General features: G+C 53.6%; 16 protein-coding genes and 2 pseudogenes. 15 read left to right on the top strand and 3 right to left on the bottom strand.

The genetic code is table 11. The annotated features are described in order from the left end of the window. The 6 genes and pseudogenes from FFS57_RS25225 to FFS57_RS12840 all read left to right on the top strand — a co-directional run. Positions 1 to 300, top strand: a pseudogene (locus FFS57_RS25225) (type VI secretion system Vgr family protein); the annotation flags it as partial. 15 nt (positions 301 to 315) lie between these two features. Further along, positions 316 to 2,772, top strand: a complete 2,457-nt coding sequence (locus tag FFS57_RS12860; protein WP_137938196.1) for a T6SS effector phospholipase Tle3 domain-containing protein — start codon at positions 316 to 318, stop codon at positions 2,770 to 2,772. After that, positions 2,769 to 4,508, top strand: a complete 1,740-nt coding sequence (locus FFS57_RS12855; RefSeq protein ID WP_137938195.1) for a type VI lipase adapter Tla3 domain-containing protein — start codon at positions 2,769 to 2,771, stop codon at positions 4,506 to 4,508. The genes FFS57_RS12860 and FFS57_RS12855 overlap by 4 nt, the downstream gene beginning before the upstream one ends. 18 nt (positions 4,509 to 4,526) lie before the next feature. Further along, positions 4,527 to 4,793: a PAAR domain-containing protein gene (locus FFS57_RS12850; RefSeq protein ID WP_137938194.1), complete on the top strand. Its 267-nt coding sequence runs from the start codon at positions 4,527 to 4,529 to the stop codon at positions 4,791 to 4,793. Positions 4,794 to 4,900: 107 nt separating this feature from the next. Further along, entirely contained in the window at positions 4,901 to 5,338 is a 438-nt protein-coding gene (locus FFS57_RS12845) for a hypothetical protein (protein ID WP_137938193.1), read from the top strand. After that, positions 5,335 to 6,150, top strand: coding sequence for a DUF2145 domain-containing protein (locus FFS57_RS12840; RefSeq protein ID WP_137938192.1), 816 nt, complete (start codon positions 5,335 to 5,337; stop codon positions 6,148 to 6,150). Before FFS57_RS12845 ends, FFS57_RS12840 begins: the two co-directional genes overlap by 4 nt. 7 nt (positions 6,151 to 6,157) lie before the next feature. Here FFS57_RS12840 and FFS57_RS12835 read toward each other — a convergent pair whose 3' ends face one another. The 3 genes and pseudogenes from FFS57_RS12835 to FFS57_RS12825 all read right to left on the bottom strand — a co-directional run. Then, a complete protein-coding gene (locus FFS57_RS12835) occupies positions 6,158 to 7,753 on the bottom strand; it encodes an NAD(P)-binding protein (protein ID WP_137938191.1) in 1,596 nt (531 codons plus the stop codon). Positions 7,754 to 8,082: 329 nt separating this feature from the next. Next, entirely contained in the window at positions 8,083 to 9,867 is a 1,785-nt protein-coding gene (gene cysC, locus FFS57_RS12830) for an adenylyl-sulfate kinase (protein WP_171013910.1), read from the bottom strand. 248 nt (positions 9,868 to 10,115) lie between these two features. Beyond that, positions 10,116 to 11,002 (bottom strand): annotated as a pseudogene (locus FFS57_RS12825) (IS5 family transposase); the annotation flags it as partial. A gap of 872 nt (positions 11,003 to 11,874) precedes the next feature. On the opposite strand from FFS57_RS12825, the gene FFS57_RS12820 reads away from it, so the two are divergent. Genes FFS57_RS12820 through FFS57_RS12780 form a run of 9 tightly spaced genes read left to right on the top strand, consistent with a single transcriptional unit; the run spans position 11,875 to position 20,650 of the window. Further along, positions 11,875 to 13,401 (top strand): B12-binding domain-containing radical SAM protein, encoded by a 1,527-nt coding sequence (locus FFS57_RS12820; RefSeq protein WP_137938189.1) that lies wholly within the window; start codon positions 11,875 to 11,877, stop codon positions 13,399 to 13,401. An 8-nt stretch (positions 13,402 to 13,409) separates the two neighbouring features. Beyond that, positions 13,410 to 14,405, top strand: a complete 996-nt coding sequence (locus FFS57_RS12815) for a GHMP family kinase ATP-binding protein (RefSeq protein ID WP_137938188.1) — start codon at positions 13,410 to 13,412, stop codon at positions 14,403 to 14,405. Between the two features lies 1 nt (position 14,406). Beyond that, positions 14,407 to 15,363 carry a GDP-L-fucose synthase family protein gene (locus FFS57_RS12810; protein WP_137938187.1) on the top strand — a complete coding sequence of 319 codons (957 nt, stop codon included), beginning with the start codon at positions 14,407 to 14,409 and terminating at the stop codon, positions 15,361 to 15,363. Next, complete coding sequence (locus tag FFS57_RS12805) at positions 15,360 to 16,178, top strand: transketolase (protein ID WP_137938186.1); 819 nt, start codon at positions 15,360 to 15,362, stop codon at positions 16,176 to 16,178. The genes FFS57_RS12810 and FFS57_RS12805 overlap by 4 nt, the downstream gene beginning before the upstream one ends. Next, on the top strand, positions 16,175 to 17,167 hold the full coding sequence (locus FFS57_RS12800) for a transketolase family protein (RefSeq protein ID WP_137938185.1): 993 nt from the start codon (positions 16,175 to 16,177) through the stop codon (positions 17,165 to 17,167). Before FFS57_RS12805 ends, FFS57_RS12800 begins: the two co-directional genes overlap by 4 nt. Before the next feature lie 17 nt (positions 17,168 to 17,184). Continuing rightward, complete coding sequence (locus FFS57_RS12795) at positions 17,185 to 18,354, top strand: DegT/DnrJ/EryC1/StrS family aminotransferase (protein ID WP_249383989.1); 1,170 nt, start codon at positions 17,185 to 17,187, stop codon at positions 18,352 to 18,354. Between the two features lie 3 nt (positions 18,355 to 18,357). Then, complete coding sequence (locus FFS57_RS12790; protein ID WP_137938184.1) at positions 18,358 to 19,065, top strand: sugar phosphate nucleotidyltransferase; 708 nt, start codon at positions 18,358 to 18,360, stop codon at positions 19,063 to 19,065. Between the two features lie 12 nt (positions 19,066 to 19,077). After that, the gene (locus FFS57_RS12785; RefSeq protein ID WP_137938183.1) at positions 19,078 to 19,665 is read left to right on the top strand and encodes a D-sedoheptulose-7-phosphate isomerase; all 588 of its coding nucleotides are present in this window, start codon (positions 19,078 to 19,080) and stop codon (positions 19,663 to 19,665) included. Between the two features lie 46 nt (positions 19,666 to 19,711). Then, a complete protein-coding gene (locus tag FFS57_RS12780; RefSeq protein WP_137938182.1) occupies positions 19,712 to 20,650 on the top strand; it encodes an NAD-dependent epimerase/dehydratase family protein in 939 nt (312 codons plus the stop codon). Positions 20,651 to 20,661 lie beyond the last annotated feature (11 nt).

The raw sequence follows: 20,661 nt of genomic DNA, 5'->3' as shown, positions 1-20,661 counted from the left end.
ATCACGCTCGGGACACAAGGCACCATCGAGCAGAAGGCCGTCAGCTTCCCGCATAGTGGGCCAGCGACCATGGCCGCTGAACTGCCTACGTTTGACAAGGGCCAGACGGATCAGCGATTTGTATTGGCCTACCAAGCCCACACCAAGAATGCGCAACTGGCCGCCAATCGCCGTTACCGTATCACATTGACAGATGGCAGCCAGATTGAAGGCGTATCGGATGTCGAAGGCAGAACGGAACTACTCGAACGCGACGCGATGCGGATCGCCAATATCGACATATTGACTGACTTAACGTAAGGCGTTGCTCGACTGATGAGTCATTATCCCAAAAAAGAACTGGTTATCGCCTCCGATACAGCGGTAACACAGTGCCAACGAGAATCGGACAAGACCGTAAGCGTACCGGCCGATCTACCGGGCAATATCATCGTCATCCACGGCGTCAACGACGTCGGTACTGGCTATGGTACAGTCGAACGCGGCCTATGCACCGGGCTTATAAAACGACTTTACCGTGAAGATATCGTCCCCGGCGAATACCGCGACACACTTACCCAGCACGACCGCGAACACCCCGAAGAAGACCCGGATGCCGTGTTCTTCAAACGCAAGCTGGATGAAACCAGCCACACCCCGATCATTCCGTTCTATTGGGGTTTCCGCGAAATTGAAGAGGAAGTCAATAAAGGTGAGTTGGAATGGCACGGCCAGTCCACCGATCGCTATGGCAATCGGTTGGACAAAGATTACTCCAAAGGCGGCGGCCCGTTCGCCAACGCTACCACCAGTCTGCCCGACATGTGGAACAAGGGTAACTGGGGATTGTGGTGCCGAGCGGCAGATCGCGTTGCCGCTGACCCATTACGGCCAGTACTCAGTGCGCCAGGGCGCATGTATATGGTGCTGGCGGCCAAGCGGCTGGCCGCGTTGATTTCTATGATTCGTGATTACCACGTTGATGAAACCGTCTCGCTGGTCGCCCACAGTCAGGGCTGCATGGTCAGCCTGCTGGCGCAAGCCTTTCTGTTGCACAAGGGTCTGCGCCCTGCCGACACCTTGGTGCTGAACAACCCACCCTACAGTCTGGAAGATAGTGGCGGATTGATCCGCTGGTTCGCACAGAATACCGGTGAAGGCGAAGATGCCAGCATGGCAAAGCATTACCATAAGCTGAAAGGTGGGCAGACTTTGCATGCCCGGTTGGAGACGCTGGCCAATATTGTCAAAGGTGTATTTGAAAAGCGCCATACAGAACCCGCTCTGACCACACTGACGGGCTACGAAAATCACGGTATTGTTGGTGCCACTTGGGAACCAGACAAGGATCGCGACAACCGGGGCAAGGTTTATCTCTATTTTGGGCCGGAAGACATGACTGTGGGTTTACCCAACGTCAAAGGTATTGGTTGGCAAGGCGTGCCTGATGCCATTAAAGGCAGCCGGCTTGATCCCAGCCAACCAGCCCAGCAAAACACCATGGCCGACCCCGATGGGCCCATAGCGCTGTCGCGTATCACCCGCGAAGCATTGCCGGAACTGGGCACGGGCTTCCGTCAGCGGGTGTTCAGCGTCAAACAGCGCAAGCATCCGCAGACAGGGCAGCTTGGCATGAATGAGGTTGGCCTGGCACCGCACGATTTCGTATTGCGCGAAAAGGGCGAGGATGATCACGCCCATGTCACCGAGAACGCCGGCAACATGCGCCAGACCTTTCCCGAGTACGATCCGAAAAACCCGGATAAGCGTGATGCCATCCGGCGCATTACTGGCGAAGCGCTGCCCAAGCCTTTCAAACCTTCACTTTATGATGGTGCGGCCAACTCGATACCTGCACCGGACGACAAGAAAAAACGTGTCTATACCGGCCAGACGGAAGATGCAGCCAAACAGGCCAGCAGTGAAGCAGAGCAGGACAAGATACGTTACGAGCAGGGCCGCTGGGAACAGGTAGATGCCATCGACGCCCAGATTGCCCTGACCAGTGCTTACGGCCGCCAGCAAGTCTGGGATCTGGTAGATGGACAGGAAGGCTCGCCTTCCATTTATTCCAAACCAGAACGCCAGCCTGTTGGGCAAAATCTCTACACCGGTTGGGTCGTTGCCGTCGCCAACAACAAGGTCGATACCATTCAAAAGCATTTAAACTTTGAGAAACCCAAAGCGCAACAAACTGAAAAAGTGTATGAGGCCTATCAATGCTTGGAAAAAGACAAACGCACCCCCACTGGCAAGTTGCTGATCCGTCGCGATGAAACGCCAGAGGAAATCCAGCGCCGCTTCATGACCCGCGAAGTATCGGAACGGTCCTTCCATGGCGCCATCTTCAACGGCCAGAAGAACCACGAGATGGCCACCGCCTACGATGTATCTATTGGCAGCGGACGCGCGAGCACTGATAAGGCATTTCACGCCTATTTGTGTGTGGTGGCGGATTGGCGGTTGAAGATTCCTGATCCCACGAAGGAAGAACGACCCGGTATTTTGACGTGGCCAGCGTTTCAAGAAAAATTTGCGGACTACTGGCAAGTAGAAGAACCCTGGCGACGCGAGCTGATCAAAGGGAACAGCGATTATTATTCCTCTGGCGAACTCCCTGCTTGCGTCAAGCCGCTGTATGAAGAGAAACCCGCCGCTGTCATCAGCGAATCGGTACGAGGCTGGACATTCGAGGAAGCCCAAAAAGCACATGTGATTCCCGAGCCACCGCCCACCGCAGCAACACCATCCCCGACCGACACCAGCAAACCGTCACAGGAAGGCCAAGCATGAGCAAACCCGCCTTCCGCCCCTATCTGGTCTGGAGCCTGCTGGCCAGCCTGCTGATCGTGCCAGCCTGGCTGGCGCTGATGATGTTCACCTTCCCCCTTGACCCGGAGACTTCCATGATCAACCGAATCCTGCTCGGGCTGGTGTTGCCGTTTACGCTCACCGTGCTGGCCGGCTGCGCCCGCTATGCCCAGGTGGTCAATGCACCGGCCACTGCCACCCAGGCCGCCAACCCCGCCCAAGCCGATCCGCAAAGTCGCGACTATGTATTGGAGATCATTGGTGTGGGGGTCACTTACGACAAGTTTAGGCAGCGTATGTTGTGGGAGGCACTGCGCAAGGGTAATGCGTTCACGTTGATTCGCGATATGGACCCGAAGAAGCAGGAGTGGATGGATACGGACAAGATTGGCAGAAGTGGAGGGCGCGCACTGGATGCGTTGGAAAATGGCGCTAAGTATCTACCCACATACTGGGGAATTCCAGTTTTCAGTGCAGAAGCAACCTCTCATAATCCAAGTATTCCTGATGATGAACCCAACTCACCTCGCTGCGGTTTAGCATGCAGTGTTGAAAACACTGGAATGATGTTTCACATTCCGATTCCATCCGGAAGAAGACTAGGAGAACATCCAGATCGCGTGCTTGACGACGTATTTGCCTTTTTTGATACCAATCCAGACGTGCCTTTCATAATTGTCGACTCGCGAGAAAACCCTCGTTTGCGCGATGTGCTCCGTGTCCCTGGCACCCAGCCCATGCTTCGCACCGGCCGCTACACCCCTGAACTGGCTGACTCCACCGCCCTGTTCGTGCTTGCCCGCCGCGAACGCGCCGAACCCTTGCGCCGCTTTGCCTTCGATGATCCGCCCAACAAGGGCGGCATCGCCCGTGAATTGTGGGAAATGCACCTTCACCTTTCCTACGCCCTACCCAACCCCCGCAAGGCCGGGAACGCCAAAAAGACCATGACGCTGGAGGAAGTCGCCTCCCGTCCGCTCAGCCGTGACGAAAGCAGCGGCATCAAAGACTTTGCCAAACGCGACCTCCGTGCCGACGAATGGCTGCGCGCTGGCGCCATCTTCGCCAAACGCCCCAGTGTCACCGGTAATGTTGTTTCGATGCTGAATCCGCTCAAACCACGTATCCCCAACGGCTGGCAACCGACACCATGGTTCCCCATCCCGTGGAACAAGGAACAGTTGGAAGCCTTCGACAGCCGCCCCACTTTGGGTTACCTGCACCGCCCCACCTGGGTCAAATTGACCGACGACGACGGCAAGCCCCTCATCCGTCGTGATGACCGTACCAAAGCCTTGAGCCAAGGCTGGCAGCAGGCACTGCAAACGCTGCCGGAAACGGATCGACAGGTCGGCCCGGCCAGGGTGGTCATTGCCACTGGTGGCGATACAGAAAAACTGCTGACCCTTCATGGCGCCCTGAATCAATACCATGAACAGGGTGGCCCGGCTTACGACCCCGCCAAAGCCACGCAATTCATCGACACCGATAAACGCCTGGGCAACACCGGCCCCGCCACCCTGTTCATGCAGATGGCGATTGGCACCATGGGCAGCTATTACGAAGGTGGTACCAGCGCCGCGATCAATCTGCGTGACGATAAGGAAGCCAGCATCGTCATGATTACGCCACCACCCGAGGCCAAGCGCAAGTCACAGGGGGATTATCCGTGGCGGCATAAAGGTTCGTTGGCAATTGATCCAGCCAACTACAATTAATCGGTAAGTAATGCCAGCATGCGCAAAGTCATCCGTTTAGGAGATCCCCACAGCCATGGCGGTAATGTCATCAGTGTACGTGCCACGCATGTCACACTGGATGCCATCCCGCTGGCTTGTGTGGGTGATGTCTGCAGTTGCCCCATTCCTGGTCACAATAACTGTACGATTGTTGAAGGTGACTCACAGCATACGATTGATGGCATTCCGGTTGCGTATGAAGGCCACAAGACCAGTTGTGGGGCCAGCTTGATCGCCACAGCGGGGCATTTTGGGAAAACCTGATCACCCCCCTATGCGGACGGCTTGTGTGACGGTTTGGGTCAGCTAAAAACGATGGGGAATGGGCTGTTCAACGCCCTGACTTAATTTGTGAATCTTGGCGGTTCATCATGTTCAAGCATACCATGCTGAGTATTGTGCTCTTGAGCACGCTGACTATATCGCCCATTACCTGGGCGGGCGATGCAGAAGACATTTCATTTTTCCCCTCGGCTGTATCTGCCGTATCAATCCTGTTGAGCTGGTATGGCTGGGTCACATTATCGGAAAACCTTGAACGCGCCCCAAATCACTCCAAAGTTATTGAGGCCAAACCCAACAAAAACGAAGTACATGTCGCCGTGCAAGCGGATAAGCAGGCAGAGCCGGTCAAACTGACCTTTCCAAAAGAAGCGCTGGGTGACAAAACGATCAAACCAGAGCAGCAAATGAACTTGGCTCGTCAGGATACTGGCGTTCGGGTGCAGTTTGCGGAGGATGGCCCGGATCTGTTCGTGCCGAATGAAAAAGGGGCTGCGTTATATCGCAGCGAAAAGGTCAGCCAGTGAAGCAGGCCTGCGTAACCTGCTGCACAATACTGCTGGTCAGCCTACCGGTGCAGGCTGGGCAAAGTTGCAGCAAGCTACCCCATTCCACCAACATGGCACAAGCCTTTGCCTTGGCGGATCAGGTCAAGCAATGGCTGGACAAGACTGATGAACAAGTAGCACTGCTCGCCCGAGTAGGACAGGACTTGTCCGCGTATGGACTGACCTATTCCCATGCTGGCTTGATCATACGTGAGCACCCATCTGGGCCTTGGACTGTGGTGCATGAACTGAATGAATGCAATTCGGCTCGATCCGGTATTTTCATTCAAGGTTTGGCCAATTTTTTTGCGGATGATCTGTATCGGTACGATGCCGGGATCTACCTGCTGCCTCGCGACACACAAGCACGACTCAAGCCGCTATTGACCAATACTGGCGCAACCCGGCTACATGAGCCAGCCTACAATATGCTGGCCTACCCTTTTTCGACCAAATATCAGAATAGTAACGGTTGGGTCATCGAGACGCTGGCCGCGGCGCTGGCAGATGATCCTCCCGTCCAGAATCGACACGCTGCACAGGCTTGGTTAAAGGCAAATGACTATCAGCCATCACGGTTACAAATCTCGATGCTGAAACGTCTAGGTGGCAGAGCAACGCGAGCCAATATCGCATTTGACGACCACCCGGACGCACTGCGCTGGGCGGGCAAGATTGATGTGGTCAGTGTGGATTCGATCACACATTTTCTTAACCGTTTTTATCAGGCCAAGGGGCAGCGTTTGCTTGAACACACGCTTTCACTGTCACCAGCCATTGTGCAACGATAACGGCTGTTTATCCAGCCAACACACGGTGTGCAGCCTGATACCCCCACCACGCCGCTTCTTCGCAGACAGAGTACCCCGAAAGGTCCGCATGAGCGAAGTGCAGTCTTCCCCAACCTTGGCGCAAGGCGGTCAAACCAGGGTTATCAAGAAAGCCGACCGTAGGTGAGGCCATGGCATGGCCACGCACCGTAATCTCCAGCTGCTTGAGGTGACGCCTCAATCGCCAGCCATAAGCTTGTTCCAGATCACAGGCCGCCAGTTCATACAACTCATCTGCTGATGCTTTTTGTAACCAGCGGCGGGTATCGGCCGGCTCGCCATCGGCCAAAGCATGGTATGCCGTAAACACCGTCTGTTCCGGTTTGGCGGCACGAATCCATTGATGGGTTGCCACGACCCAGCCTAAGCCCCTGCCTTGGTAAACCACATTGTCCCACGCCAATGGCGCATGTTCTGGTTCGGCTGGAAAACCATCCAGCAGAAAATTCGACACCAGCCACGGGGCATGCAATGGCATGTGCTGTATCGGGTGGAACCCTGAGTCGGCCAAGTTGGGGATAATGTGCTTTGCCACGTGCAACGGCAATGCACAAACACCATGGTCCGCTTGTATACGAAGTGTGCGGCCATCTTCAGTTTGTATCCAGGCATCGACGCCTTGAGTGGTCGGCACCAACCGAAAGGCACTTCCTGCCAAGAGGCAACCTGGGTCGAGCCTGGCCATCAGCTTCTTGGCCAAATCATGCAGGCCATCTGGCCAGGTCAGCAACACACCATCGGCGGCATTTGCGGCATGGCCACCACGAGCAGCAAAATAGTGTAGGCCAGCCCAGGCCGAGATTCGGTCATAATCTGCACCATAGTCGTCGCGACAGCAATAGTTGGCATACCAGTGTAGGCTGGGGGCGGTATAACGCTGTTGGATCAACCAAGCCTTGAAAGATAGCCGATCCAGCCGCCGCCACACCGGGTCGGCTGATGCCTGTGCAATTGGGATAGCAAAAGCCCTACGGCCATCCGCTCCCATGGCGTGACGCAGTGTCTCCATCTGATCGACAAAACGCTGTTGCTGCATACGTTCATTTTCATCCACACCATGAGTAGGCATGATGCCATCTTGCCACTGGCCGTTACATAACAGACGGTCTTCCGGGCCGTGCAAGATAGCCGTTTCATCGTAATAGGGGTGTGTTGCGAAAGCATCGCGCTCAATCACGCCCACATCTTGCAGCATCTCACGGATATGGGTGGATTCCAACGATGGAAGCGGCAGGTAATGTGCGCCACGCGGATAGGGAATATTGCCAAAGCGCCCGCCAGCAGCATTGCCACCCAGCTCGGGGCCACTGATCAGCAATAGATCACGATACCCCTCCCGCCATAGTTTCCATGCCGCCATCAAACCGCCGATTCCACTGCCAACAATGACCGTGCCAACCTTCAGCCTCATCGTTGGCGGAGATGTTGATGGTTTGTCACGCAATATGTGGCCTGCTTGCATGCCAGGGTAGTACACCTGAATCGGCAAACCCAGGCGAGGCAATTTACCGCATCCAGTCAGAGCCAGAGCGGCAGTCCATTGCAAGAACAGGCGACGTTGCATGAAGTAATGAGAGGCGGTTGACTTTAAGGCGCAAGCTTAAGCCATTTAGAGCCGCTAACAAAACCCTTCTGGTGGTGTTATGCAAACTTGTCATACGCTCGTACTGCCTTCGTTTGCATGCCTAACCAGAACCACTTCGCTGGGTTTTGTTAGCGGCTCTTAATCAGGCTGGTCGCTGTGTTTTTTTCCATCTATATGTTGAACGGCAATCAGCGTGGAACATCAACCTGCCACTCGACTTGTCGGTCTGGATACCAGGCTCAGCCACATTGCGATACCATCAAGCGACGACACCGCCGACTTTCAGGTGGCGAGGCGCGCGACCCGCATCAAGCCCGAGTAGGTGGGCCGTCGGCGATGCCGACTTCGACATCCCGACAATACGTTCTTGAACAACGTGAGGCGGCGCCCAGATGGTGCAATATGGCATTGACAGCCTCGTCGACTTCGATCTTTCCACAATCCAGTATGAGCGCGGGTTCATCAGGTGCCTCGTAGGGACTGCCCACCCCAGACAAATTTGGCAAGTCCCCTGCCCGCGCTTTGCGATACAACCCTTTTACATCACGCTGCTCACACACATTCAGCGCGGTGCTGACATATATCTCCACAAAATTTTCTGGCTCGATCAATGCTCTGGCCAGTTCACGATCCCGCCGGAACGGCGAAATAAAGGCCGTCATCACGATCAGGCCCGCATCCAGCATCAAGCGCGCGACTTCCGCTATCCGACGAATATTTTCAACTCGATCCTCGTCAGAAAAACCCAAGTCTTTATTCAAGCCCTGGCGAATATTGTCGCCATCCAATATATAGGTGTGATATCCCTGTGCATGAAGTTCAGTATCCAATGCATTGGCCAAGGTGGATTTACCGGAACCGGACAGCCCAGTGAACCAGATCACCCGTCCGCGATGACCTTTCAGTGCTTCACGGCGGTCACGATTCACTGTCAGCGATTGGTGGTGGACATGACGAGTTTGTCGCAAATTTTCTTCGATGGCACCAAACGCAAGCAATCGTTGCGTTGCGGCATCGTGCAATGTCAGCCCCCCAAAAAAGTGTCGTGGTGCATTCACTTCAATGATCAAGGGGATATTTGTCTCGACCATGCCATGCATCCAGCTACTGTCTGGCACAATCCCAACCATGCTTTTTTCGACTGGAAAACGTGTCAGCAGAGCCGTTGCATGCTGATGACCAACTTTGATCATGTAGCGCATTGCAGAGGTCATGGCGCCAGCCTCCAGCCAATGTAACCGTACTGCAAAACTGTCAGAGCTGGTCAGTGAGCCGTTTTCATGCGTGATGACCTCCATCGGGGCGGCCTGCATAGGTCTGTCAAGCAAAATGCTGACACGCTCGCCCACTTGGGCCATATTACGCCGCTCGCAATCCACATCGATGTGCTGCACAGTAGCAATCAGCCCTGATCGCATGCAGCGGATCGCATCGTCCACCTGGATCTGCCCTTCGACCACCGCGCCGCACACGTTAAGCACTCGCTCGTTATCAGGCTCGGCCAGCATCACCAATCCACCGAAAACCGGCTGTATGGGCAGGAAATTGTTTTCCAAGGTGGCTAACCAAGGCAGGATGTCTTCTATCGCAGGAATCAAGTCAATTTGCTGGATACCTGCCTGACTCAGTACGCTTCGCCAGTGCATTTCGGCCGCGGGGTCGGCACCGTGTTCGAACAGGATGCCGATTTGGCGGATTTTGCACATGGCCGCAACCTGCAGCGCGTGTAAAACGTCAGAATTCGGCGCCCCCTTGTCCGGGACGGCAAATAACATGCCATCGGCAACGCGCGAAGCCTGCACCACCATGGAAAAGTCGATTGACCAGCCGCGAAAATCAAAACAGGTCTGTCCTGTTCCAGCCACAACAAACGTTTTGCACTGCAGCTGATTTATCGTATCGATGTCGCCTACTGTTTCAACTTCACCGGACAGGGGCAGTTGCAATCCACCCTCAGTGTTCTGGTGAGCGCCAAATAATAGAAAAGAGCTGGTATTCCGTAAATTAAGGGTGTCGTGCCATGTGGCATTGGCAACAGAAGCTGGTTGACTGCTGGACAAGGTCCGATTCGGGAAAAGCGTATTGTGTCGCATCAGAAGCATTCCTTCTGTGATTCGTATTGACTGGTATACCGGATTGGCCGGCTCTCCACTTACGACTGCGCACTGCAATACTGCCCCGGCAGTTTAACCCAAGCACCAACCAATGCACACACGATGGCAAGCCGATGCTTGATCGGCCTGCGACGGCTATCAAAACGCCATGCCCAAAAAATGCCACGTAAAATAGCAGCCCTATTTACCGTCCCCCTCGTGACCGGACTGATCCAATGGTTCAATGCCTACCACGCAATCGAGCCCAAAATGGTGCTTGATTTCCCTAGCATTTGGACCAATCTGGTGAAGAGATTGCTCAGATTTAGCACCATCGCAAGATTCATTTCCTCATACCCAATCTGCAAACTTTCGTACCCGGTCAACGGCGTTGTTGCATAAATTGAGCATGAAAACACTGTGGTCAGGACGGACTGGGGGCGGGCGAGGAGCGTCATGCGGTTGAGCATACCCACACGGATAGACACTCGGTAGACTGAGAGCCCACCTTGCGTACCCACAGGCAAGGTCCTGTCAACATATTGAACCGGTACATCAGGATCTCGGCTAGCAGACGTCGGTGATAACCACTCGCGATTTTCCATTCGCGCCGACAGCAGGTCTCGATGGCCGCAATCGCTGCATTACGCCAGGCAGCGCCCTCCTGAGGCGGAATGACAGGTCGCACCACGAGCGGCAATGGCGGCATGGCATGACTTGCTGTCATAAGCGCCGTCGCCACCCAGGGTGTCAATCGACGTGTCAGTCAGTAGCTGTGCCAGCAAGTCGGGCAACACTTCCCCATCCGTGACATCTTGGTGGGTCATCAAGGCCGCGCAAATCTGACCGGTGTTAGCGTCCGTCGCCAGATGGACCTTGCGCCAGGTACGGCGCTTGGTATAGCCATGTTTGCGCACCTCCCATTTTCCTTCGCAGAAGACCTTCAGTCCGGTGCTATCGACCAGCAGATGCGATGGCTCGTTTCGATGCAGGTAAGATGACCTCCAGCGCCTGCGTGCGATGACTCAGTGTGGTGTAGTCGGGCACGGGCAAGTTTGCCCAAGCTGTTCGCGAAACCTTGTAGCCCGCGCAACGTCAGGTTGTACACCTGTTTCAGGCCCAGTAACGCCTGGATCCAGATCACACACTTGTCATAATCCGACATAATGTCTTGCAATACCAGATACTTAACAGGATTCGACACCACGCCAAAGGCTTGCAAATACTTGAATAAAAGTAAATAACAATGTGCTGACAATCAAATCTATTTGGCGGAAAGTTGATTGGTGTATTAGGCTAGTAAACAGTGAAGCAAGCACTGGCGCGGCTCTCTCAAATTGGTTTGAAACTGTTTTGAAAATGCTCTTACCTGTCCGCTGTTTCCTTTTAATGACAGGTGTGCTTGCAATACCACATTTTCTTGTATATCAAAAAATAAAGCGGTATCGACGTTTGTTGTAGAAGTGGCATTCCGTTTTACTTAGCTGTAAATCTGGAGGAAAGCTATACAGCATCACGGTTCGGGTATTGGCTTCTTGTTCAGTAGTCTACATCTCTTGGTTTTTGAGATGCTTACTTCCAAATTGCATTAATCGTAACTTGTTGTTTCGCGAAGTTAGTATTGACGAAGTGAAGCTTGGCAAGGGCTTAATCCATGATTAGGAAAAAATCCCTTCCCAAACGAGTTTGATTCATTGCAGTACGCATTCATCAAATGCAATGACACTATCTGGCTACGGTATTCGATCTACATGACCACGTAGACGGAATCGCTAAATAGCCTGTAATCGCTTTACATAAGAAAAACGCAAGCCATCAAATTCAATCAGTCAACATGACCTTGATTGAATAATCTGGTCAACTGGACATTACATCACGTCCGATTGACTGGTACCGCCCGTATTCTGAATTACGGTTGAATATCGCAGCCTGATTTTATCAGTCTGCTAGGGCCTGGTTTTGGCTTGGCAATGCTAACTCTCTTTCACATTGGGGTGGCGATAATCAATGGACGTGCTATTCATCAACCCGGATTCATCAGCCAAGGCCTATCAAGGGCTCGCCAAAGTCTATTCAGCGATTGAACCACCGACGTGGTCATTGCTGCTTGCAGAATCGTGCCGTTCAAAAGGCTTTGGTGTGGGCATACTGGATTGCGACGCAGAGCGGCTTACCCTCTCCCAATCTGTCGCACGGGTCGAAGAGCTGAATCCAAGGCTGATTGTTTTCGTGGTGTATGGACAGAACCCAAACTCCGGCACCACGAGCATGATTGGTGCATTGGCGCTGGGCCGTGCACTAAAAGAAACCATTCCCAACTGCAAAATCTGCTTTGTCGGCTCGCACACCAGCGCATTGCCGATGGAAGTGCTGTCCCACAAATGTGTAGATTTGGTATTGCTCAATGAGGGCGTTTATGCGCTCCACAACCTGCTGAAGAGTAACTTGGCAGATGACCTGCCTCATATCAAAGGAATTGGCTGGAAAAAACGTGGCCCAGCCGGGTTTCTGATCCCCACCTTGAATGAACCACAGGGCGTGGTCCCGCAGGACCGCATGGACGAAGACCTTCCTGGTTACGCATGGGACTTGCTGCCATACAAGGAAAAGCCGCTCGATCTCTACCGGGCGCACTTCTGGCATGCCGAATTCGACCATGGCAAGCGAACGCCGTTTGCAGCCATCTATACCTCGCTGGGCTGCAATTTCGGCTGTGACTTCTGCATGATCAATATCGTCAATCGGGTCGACAACGATGACGATATCAATGCATCCCATTCGCGCGGGATGCGCTTCTGGAGCCCGGCCTGGGTCAATCGCGAAATGCGCAAATTGGCCGATATGGGAGTGAAGACACTACGTATCAGTGATGAAATGTTCTTTCTGAATCGCCGGTATTATGTACCCGTACTGGAAAATGCCGTCGCGGAAGAATTTGGATTCAATATGTGGACCTATTCTCGGGTAGACACAGTCCGCAAAGAAATGCTGGAGTTATTCAAACGTGCTGGGGTTAATTGGCTGGCACTAGGTGTAGAAGCTGGCAATCAGATGGTTCGCCAGGAAGTATCAAAAGGTTCGTTCAAGGAAATAAATATCCGTGATGTCTGTAAAACCATCAGCGATGCAGACATCAATATTATCAGCAACTATATTTTTGGTTTCCCGGATGACAATCTGGGAACCATGCAGGAAACACTGGACTTGGCCATGGAGCTCAATACCGAAATGGCCAATATGTATCCGTGCCAGGCACTACCGGGTAGTCCGATGTACCACATGGCCAAAAAGAATAACTGGTCGTTACCGGACTCCTACGAAGGGTTTGCTTTCCTGTCTTATGAGAGCCAACCACTACCTACCAAGTACCTGACATCGCAGGAGGTGTTGAAATTTAGAGACGAGGCCTGGAAACATTACTTCACCAATCCGGCATATCTTGATTTGGTCGAAAACCGATTTGGTATGACCGAACGCAAAAATGTGGAAGATATGGCCAGCATTCCTCTTAAACGCAAACTACTTGGCGACTGAGGAGCATCATGATTATCACACGAACACCATTTAGAGTTTCCTTTTTTGGAGGCGGTACGGATTATCCCGGCTGGTTTCGTGATCATGGCGGTGCGGTATTGTCCACCACGATCAATAAATTTTGCTATATCACTTGCCGGCGCCTGCCACCTTTTTTTGAGCACAAGCACCGTATTGTTTATTCGCGGATTGAGAATGTCATCCACAATAGCGAAATTGAACACCCCGCAGTCAGAGCCATTTTGAACTGGGCCAACATAGGCGATGGGCTCGAAATTCACCACGATGGCGATCTACCTGCCAGAAGCGGCTTGGGATCGAGTTCTGCTTTTACCGTTGGCCTGGTTCATGCGTTGTATAGTTTGCGGGGCCACATGACCAATAAGGACTCGCTTGCCAAAGACGCCATCCACATTGAGCAGAACGTGATTGGTGAAAACGTAGGCTCGCAGGATCAGATCGCAGCGGCCTATGGTGGCTTCAACCGCATCGAATTCAAAAAGGACGGCAATTTTGATGTCGCCCCCGTCGTATTACCAGCAGCACGGCGTGAGGAGCTGCGAGATCACCTGATGCTGTGTTTTACGGGCGTCTCCCGCATTGCTTCCGATGTTGCAAAATCCAAGATCGACAATTTGAAGAATCGCACCACCGAGCTGAGCAAAATGCGCGAAATGGTGGATGAGGGTATTCACATCCTGCAGGACACCAAACACCCCATTGATGAATTCGGCAAATTGCTGGATACCAGCTGGCGTTACAAACGTAGTCTCTCCAAACAAGTATCCACACCCGAAATCGATCAGCTTTATGAAGAGGCGCAATGCGCAGGTGCCACGGGCGGAAAGATTCTGGGTGCTGGCGGAGGTGGGTTCCTGTTGTTGTTCGCCAAACCGGGAAAGCACGCAGCGATTCGTGAGCGGCTCAAAAACCTAGTGCACGTGCCTTTCAATTTCGAAGACGCGGGTAGTCGCGTTGTGCTGTATCAACCTAATGGATTGTAGGATGGAGCTAACCTCTTCAATTTATATTGCGGGCCATAAGGGGTTGATCGGCTCGGCCATGGTAAGGCGCCTGCGACAAACGGGATATGGCAACCTGTTGCTGGCCCACCATGCAGAGCTGGATTTGACGAAGCCGGACGCCGTCAATGGGTTCTTTGCCCGGCATCAACCGGAGTATGTCATTCTGGCAGCCGGGCGGGTCGGCGGTATTGTCGAAAATCAGACGTTTCCCGCGGACTTTCTGAATGCCAATCTCGCCATCCAGCTGAACGTGTTGCAAGCTGCACACCGCTTCGGCGTGCAGAAGCTCATCCTGTTCGGATCATCGTGCATGTACCCCCGTGAATGCCCGCAACCGATGGCCGAATGCATGCTGCTGACAGGCAAGCCAGAGCCAACCAGCTTGGCCTATGCCATTTCAAAACTGGCTGGTTTGCAACTGTGCCTGGCCTACAACCAGCAATATGGGGAAGCGCGGTTTATTCCCGTCATCCCCAACAGCGCATTCGGCCCAAATGACAACTTCGACCCCACATCTGGTCACGTGTTGTCGTCATTGATTCGGCGCTTTCATGAGGCCAAGCGAACCGGTGCCAACAGTATCACCTTATGGGGAACGGGCGCACCACGCCGTGAGTTCATTCACGCCGATGACATTGCCCATGCCTGCTTGATGTTACTCAATCGCGATACCAGTCGCCTGTCGCTACCCGTGAATCTGGGTACCGGCCAAGACTACACCATCAGCGAACTGGCGCAGCGCATCGCAATGGTGGTGGGCTACGAAGGTGAAATCGTCTGGGATACCAACAAACCGGATGGCGCGCCGCGTAAGTTGCTGGATAGCACTCGTCTGCATGACTTTGGTTGGCATCCCACGATTGATTTCGACAGCGGTTTGCGCAACACCTATCAGTGGTATGTCGAGCATGCAGCGCTGCTGGAGGCCTGCCTATGATCACCGAATGCATCAATCTCCGCGAGAAATCGCATTGGGTTTGGCGTGAAACGCTCGCTATTCATCGCCGCGCGCCGGAAACCCGTTTAGCGTCGTCATTGTCGGCCATCGACATTTTCGTGGCGCTCTATTACGGCGGCGTCATTCGCTTCAACCCGGAAGAACCACTGGCAGAGCGGCGGGATCGCTGCATCATCAGCAAGGGACATGGTTCGATCTGCATGTATCCCATCCTGGCAGACCTAGGTTATTTCCCACTGAACGAACTGCAAAACGTCTGCAAGACGGGCAGTTTTCTAGGTGGCATACCGGACCCGGTCATCCCTGGCTACGAAACCGTCAACGGCTCGTTGGGCCATGGTTTGGGAGTTGCAACCGGCATGGCACTGGGCTTGCAACGCAAGGGGAGCGATCCCAATATTTTTGTGGTGGCAGGTGATGGTGAACTGCATGAAGGCGCAAATTGGGAGGCCATCATGTTCGCCTCACAGCACCAGCTCGACAATCTGCATCTGATTGTGGATGACAACCGAATCAGCATGTTGGGTTACACCGACGATATTGTTTCGCACAATGACTTAGCGACGCGGCTGGCCGCATTTGGTTGGGCATGCCAAGCGGTGGACGGCCATGATGTCGATGCCATTCAGGCAACCTTGCTGGATATGAAAGAGCGCCGCAAAGGGCAGCCCAAAGCGCTGATTGCCCGCACCCTGAAAGGACATGGTGTGCCTGGTCTGGAAAACGCTCCACTCAGCCACATCATGAACCCCAAGCCCGAGCTGATCGACAGCCTGCTGGAGCAGAACCCATGACCATCAAACCCTTGCCGATGCGGGACGCGCTACTCAATCAGCTGTGGGAAGCCATGGCGACGGATGGCAGCATCTTCTTTACCTGCGCAGACTTTGGATCGCCGATCTTGGATAAGATCCGTGCAGATTTTCCGAATCGCTTCGTCAATGTCGGTATTGCTGAACAGAATCTGATCAATGTCTCGGCTGGGCTGGCCCTGGAAGGCTACAAAGTGTTCGCCTATGCCATCGCCCCATTCATCACAATGCGCTGTTACGAACAGATTCGAATCAGTCTGGCGCTGCTGTCAACCGTTCGACCGATGAATGTAAATCTGATCGGTGTAGGTGCCGGTTACAGCTATGTTGTATCGGGCCCAACACATCAATGTTATGAAGACCTGACCTTAATGCGCGCATTGCCAAATTTCAACGTGCTGTCACCCGCCGATCACTTGACAGCAGCCGCCTTGTTTGACCGCTGCATCAAACACACCGGACCCAAATACCTGCGGCTGGATGCTCAAGTACTCCCCGTGTTGTATGAGCACGGCGCACCCAACATGGAGCCCGGCTTTCATATCCACCGCAAAAAGGGGCAGATTTGCCTAGTAGCCACGGGTTACATGCTGCACAGCGCGCTCAAGATTGCTGATCGTTTTGCCGAGGAAGGCATCGATATTGCGGTAGTCGACCTGTTCGACCTGTCGCATTTTGCCTGCGATGCCTTTGCTACCTTGCTGAATCACTACAAAGGCATCGTCAGCCTGGAAGAAGGCTTCCGGGGCCGCGGCGGAATGGATTCGATGCTATTTGAATTCATCGCCCGTCAGGGCTTGACGACCAAGCTGCTCAATATTGGCGTGGAAGGCCGTTACCGGTTTGAGCTGGGAAGCCGCGCGGAATTGCACGAGCAGGTGGGTATCGGCCCAGGAACCGCATTCAACCAAATCAACGCCTTCATTGAGGCACTGCCTTGTGAAGCCCGTGTACCTGTCCTCAACAACTAGAGTTATCGGGAGTAGCAATGAAATTTCCGCTGATGCGCAACAACATCCTGCGTGAAGACCTTGATGCAGTCATTGAGTACCTGAAGCAGGAAGACCCCATCCTGACTCATGGCGCCAATGTCCGTGCGTTCGAGGAGGAATGGTCTGAGTGGTTGGGGGTGAAATACAGCATATTCATGAACTCTGGCGCGTCGGCCAACCTGCTGAGCATGGCCGTCCTCAAGATTCGCCATCCGGAAGGTGGTGAAGTGATCGTCCCCCCTCTGACTTGGGTGTCTGATATTGCTTCGGTTTTGCAAAATGGCTTTACCCCGGTATTTGCAGATATTGATCCGCACACACTGGCAATGGATACCCACAAGATTCTGGCGAAAATCACTGATCGGACCCGGGCAGTATTCCTGACGCATGCCCAGGGTTTCAATGGTCTGACCGACGAACTGTTGAACGCACTGCGTCAACGTAACATTCCATTGATTGAAGATGTGTGTGAATCGCACGGCGCAACCCACAACGGGCAACGCGTTGGTAGCTTCGGCTGGATCTCGAACTTCTCGTTCTACTATGCACACCACATGAGCACCATTGAGGGCGGCATGGTCTGCACCAACGATCCTGACGTCTACCAGCAAGTCCGCATGCTGCGTTCTCACGGCATGGTGCGCGAGGCAAACGACCCTGCTGTTCGCGCCCGGTTCCAACAAGCCAACCCAGCATTGAACCCAGATTTCATTTTTGCCTACCCTGCCTACAACGTACGCAATACCGAGATCGGAGGAATTTTGGGCCGTAGCCAGTTGAAGCGGCTGGATGCAAATGTGGCACGGCGAGCTGACAACCTCAAGCGCTTTCTCAATCAGATCGACCCGGCCAAGTACCGCATCGATTTCAGGCTGGAAGGCGCCAGCAACTATGCCTTCAATCTGATTCTGCAAAAAGCCGACAACCGCTTGGTTCAGTGCGTGATGAGCGCCATGAAGGAATCCGGGATCGAATTCCGTCGCGGCAGCGCGGGCGGCGGCAATCAGCTACGTCAACCCTACTTGGAATCCATTGTGCCGGATGGCTATCACCGAGAATTCCCGGAAACCGAGCATGTCCACTTCTTTGGCTTCTACATTGGCAATTTTCCCGATCTTCGCAATGACGAGATTGACGAAATATGCCGCATCGTGAACAACATTTAAGTCATGCAAATTCAAACCGCCATCATCCTGGCTGGTGGTCTGGGCACGCGCCTGCGTTCGGCCGTGCCCGATTTGCCCAAGCCCATGGCCCCCATCAATGGCCGACCGTTTCTTGAACAGCAGATGGACTACTGGATAGGGCAAGGCATCGATCAGTTCATTCTATCGGTGGGTTACCGTCGGGAAGCGATCATGGACCATTTTGGCCAGCACTACCGCAATGCACCCATCCAATACGCCATCGAGGACATACCACTGGGTACAGGTGGGGGCGTATTACTGGCGTTGGGCAAGTTGGCCAGTCTGCAGCCTTGCCTGTTGTTGAATGGCGATACCTACTTTGAAGTGGCACTGGACCAGTTGACCGCCTTCCACCGACATCGGCAAGCAGATTTGAGCTTCTCGCTGTTTCGTGCCAACGAAGCAGATCGCTACATGGGTATGACGATTGCCGAGGATGGCGAGGTGTTGGCGCTCAAATCAGGCAAAAGCGCTGTAGGCTCCTTTGCCAATGGTGGTGTGTACGTACTGAACCCCAGTGGTCTGATGCAGGGGTGTTTCCAGGCCGGGATCAAGCTGTCATTTGAGGATGACCTGTTGCCTGCACTGCAACGACAGGGCGCCAGATTGTTTGGCATGGTATGTGACGGCCGATTCGTTGATATCGGCCTGCCAGCCGATTACGCGCGCGCAGCTGACATGATCAGTTAAGGACAAAACAAGATGCTGAACACAACCGATGTGCTGAAACACAATCTGGCGGCCTCCATCAAAGCCAAACAGGTGTTGCTGCAAGACGACGCCACCCTGCAAACCTTTACTCGCGCCGTAGATATGCTGGTCAGCCGTTACCGCCAAGGAGGGCGTTTGTATATCGCCGGCAACGGTGGTTCCGCAGCCGATGCGCAGCACCTTGCTGCCGAGTTCGTCAGCAAGCTGGCTCGCGACCGTGCACCGCTGGCCGCAGAAGCGTTGACGGTCGATACCTCCATCCTGACTGCCATCGGTAACGACTACGGTTATGAGCAGGTCTTTGCCCGGCAAATACTGGGCAAGATGACTGACAAGGATGTGTTCCTCGGCATTACCACGTCTGGGAAGTCACCCAACATCTTGCTGGCGCTGGAGACCTGTCGAAACAAGAGGGTGCCGTCGATTGCGTTTTCTGGACGCGGTGGTGGCCCTTGCAAGGAAACAGCCGATTACTGCATTGCTGTACCAGGTGAGATGACCAGCACGATTCAAGAGCTGCACATTGTATTGGCCCATTCGCTTTGCGAATGCGTGGAACGCGCCATCTTCGGTGACTAAGTCCGTTTCTGAAAAGCACATAACTGATAACACGGGAGCACAACACATGAGCTACAACATCCTTGTCACTGGTGGCGCAGGCTATCTTGGTTCCACCTTAGTGCCGGAGCTACTAAACGCGGGTCATCGCGTGGTGGTGTTGGATAATTTCATGTATCAGCAGAGCAGCCTCAATCACGTTTGCCATCACCCCAACTTTGCTGTTGTCAAAGGCGATATCCGCATCGAAAGCACCATCAGGCCACTAGTTAAAGAGTCGGACATCATCATCCCGTTGGCGGCCTATGTTGGTGCGCCGCTCTGTAATCAAGACCCGGTTGGTGCGCAAACCGTCAACCATGATGCCATTCTGATGATGCTCAAGCATGTCTCAAAAGAGCAACGCGTGTTGATGCCTACTACCAACAGCGCCTATGGCACCGGTGACAAAAACAATTTCTGCTCAGAAGACTCACCGCTACGGCCCATTTCCAAATACGCCATCGACAAAGTCGAGATCGAAAAAGCACTGATGGAGAACGCCAACGCCATCAGTTTTCGCCTAGCCACGGTATTCGGCATGTCGCCACGCATGCGTATCGACCTATTGGTAAATGACTTTACCTATCGCGCCGTCTACGACCGATTTGTCGTACTGTTTGAAAGCCACTTCAAGCGCAATTACATCCATGTACGCGATGTAACCCGTGCGTTCCTACATGGCATTGATCATTTCGACAGCATGAAGGGCCAAATCTACAACGTGGGTCTGACGGAAGCGAACGTCTCCAAAAAAGAACTCTGTGAGCGCATCCAAAAACAGGTGCCGAACTTCGTATTTGTGGAAGCGCCGGTCGGTAACGACCCAGATCAACGCAATTACGTTGTCTCCAACGCCAAGCTGGAGGCCACGGGTTTCCGGACCAGTGTCGGACTGGATCAAGGCATCAAGGAATTGATCAAGGGTTACACCATGATCAAGAACAGCCGTTATGGCAACGTTTGATTGAAGTGCGG

This window comes from Chitinivorax sp. B (assembly GCF_005503445.1).
In the GTDB taxonomy this organism is placed as follows: domain Bacteria; phylum Pseudomonadota; class Gammaproteobacteria; order Burkholderiales; family SCOH01; genus Chitinivorax.
The sequence above is the reverse complement of the archived record's forward strand: the minus strand, read 5'-3'. Positions and strand labels throughout refer to the sequence as shown.

What these genes read in the sequence shown, in the direction of transcription:
- FFS57_RS12860 (WP_137938196.1), top strand. Translation starts at nt 316, where the DNA reads ATGAGTCATTATCCCAAAAAAGAACTGGTTATCGCCTCCGATACAGCG.
- FFS57_RS12855 (WP_137938195.1), top strand. Translation starts at nt 2,769, where the DNA reads ATGAGCAAACCCGCCTTCCGCCCCTATCTGGTCTGGAGCCTGCTGGCC.
- FFS57_RS12850 (WP_137938194.1), top strand. Translation starts at nt 4,527, where the DNA reads ATGCGCAAAGTCATCCGTTTAGGAGATCCCCACAGCCATGGCGGTAAT.
- FFS57_RS12845 (WP_137938193.1), top strand. Translation starts at nt 4,901, where the DNA reads ATGTTCAAGCATACCATGCTGAGTATTGTGCTCTTGAGCACGCTGACT.
- FFS57_RS12835 (WP_137938191.1), bottom strand. Translation starts at nt 7,753, where the DNA reads ATGCAACGTCGCCTGTTCTTGCAATGGACTGCCGCTCTGGCTCTGACT.
- cysC (WP_171013910.1), bottom strand. Translation starts at nt 9,867, where the DNA reads ATGCGACACAATACGCTTTTCCCGAATCGGACCTTGTCCAGCAGTCAA.
- FFS57_RS12820 (WP_137938189.1), top strand. Translation starts at nt 11,875, where the DNA reads ATGGACGTGCTATTCATCAACCCGGATTCATCAGCCAAGGCCTATCAA.
- FFS57_RS12815 (WP_137938188.1), top strand. Translation starts at nt 13,410, where the DNA reads ATGATTATCACACGAACACCATTTAGAGTTTCCTTTTTTGGAGGCGGT.
- FFS57_RS12810 (WP_137938187.1), top strand. Translation starts at nt 14,407, where the DNA reads ATGGAGCTAACCTCTTCAATTTATATTGCGGGCCATAAGGGGTTGATC.
- FFS57_RS12805 (WP_137938186.1), top strand. Translation starts at nt 15,360, where the DNA reads ATGATCACCGAATGCATCAATCTCCGCGAGAAATCGCATTGGGTTTGG.
- FFS57_RS12800 (WP_137938185.1), top strand. Translation starts at nt 16,175, where the DNA reads ATGACCATCAAACCCTTGCCGATGCGGGACGCGCTACTCAATCAGCTG.
- FFS57_RS12795 (WP_249383989.1), top strand. Translation starts at nt 17,185, where the DNA reads ATGAAATTTCCGCTGATGCGCAACAACATCCTGCGTGAAGACCTTGAT.
- FFS57_RS12790 (WP_137938184.1), top strand. Translation starts at nt 18,358, where the DNA reads ATGCAAATTCAAACCGCCATCATCCTGGCTGGTGGTCTGGGCACGCGC.
- FFS57_RS12785 (WP_137938183.1), top strand. Translation starts at nt 19,078, where the DNA reads ATGCTGAACACAACCGATGTGCTGAAACACAATCTGGCGGCCTCCATC.
- FFS57_RS12780 (WP_137938182.1), top strand. Translation starts at nt 19,712, where the DNA reads ATGAGCTACAACATCCTTGTCACTGGTGGCGCAGGCTATCTTGGTTCC.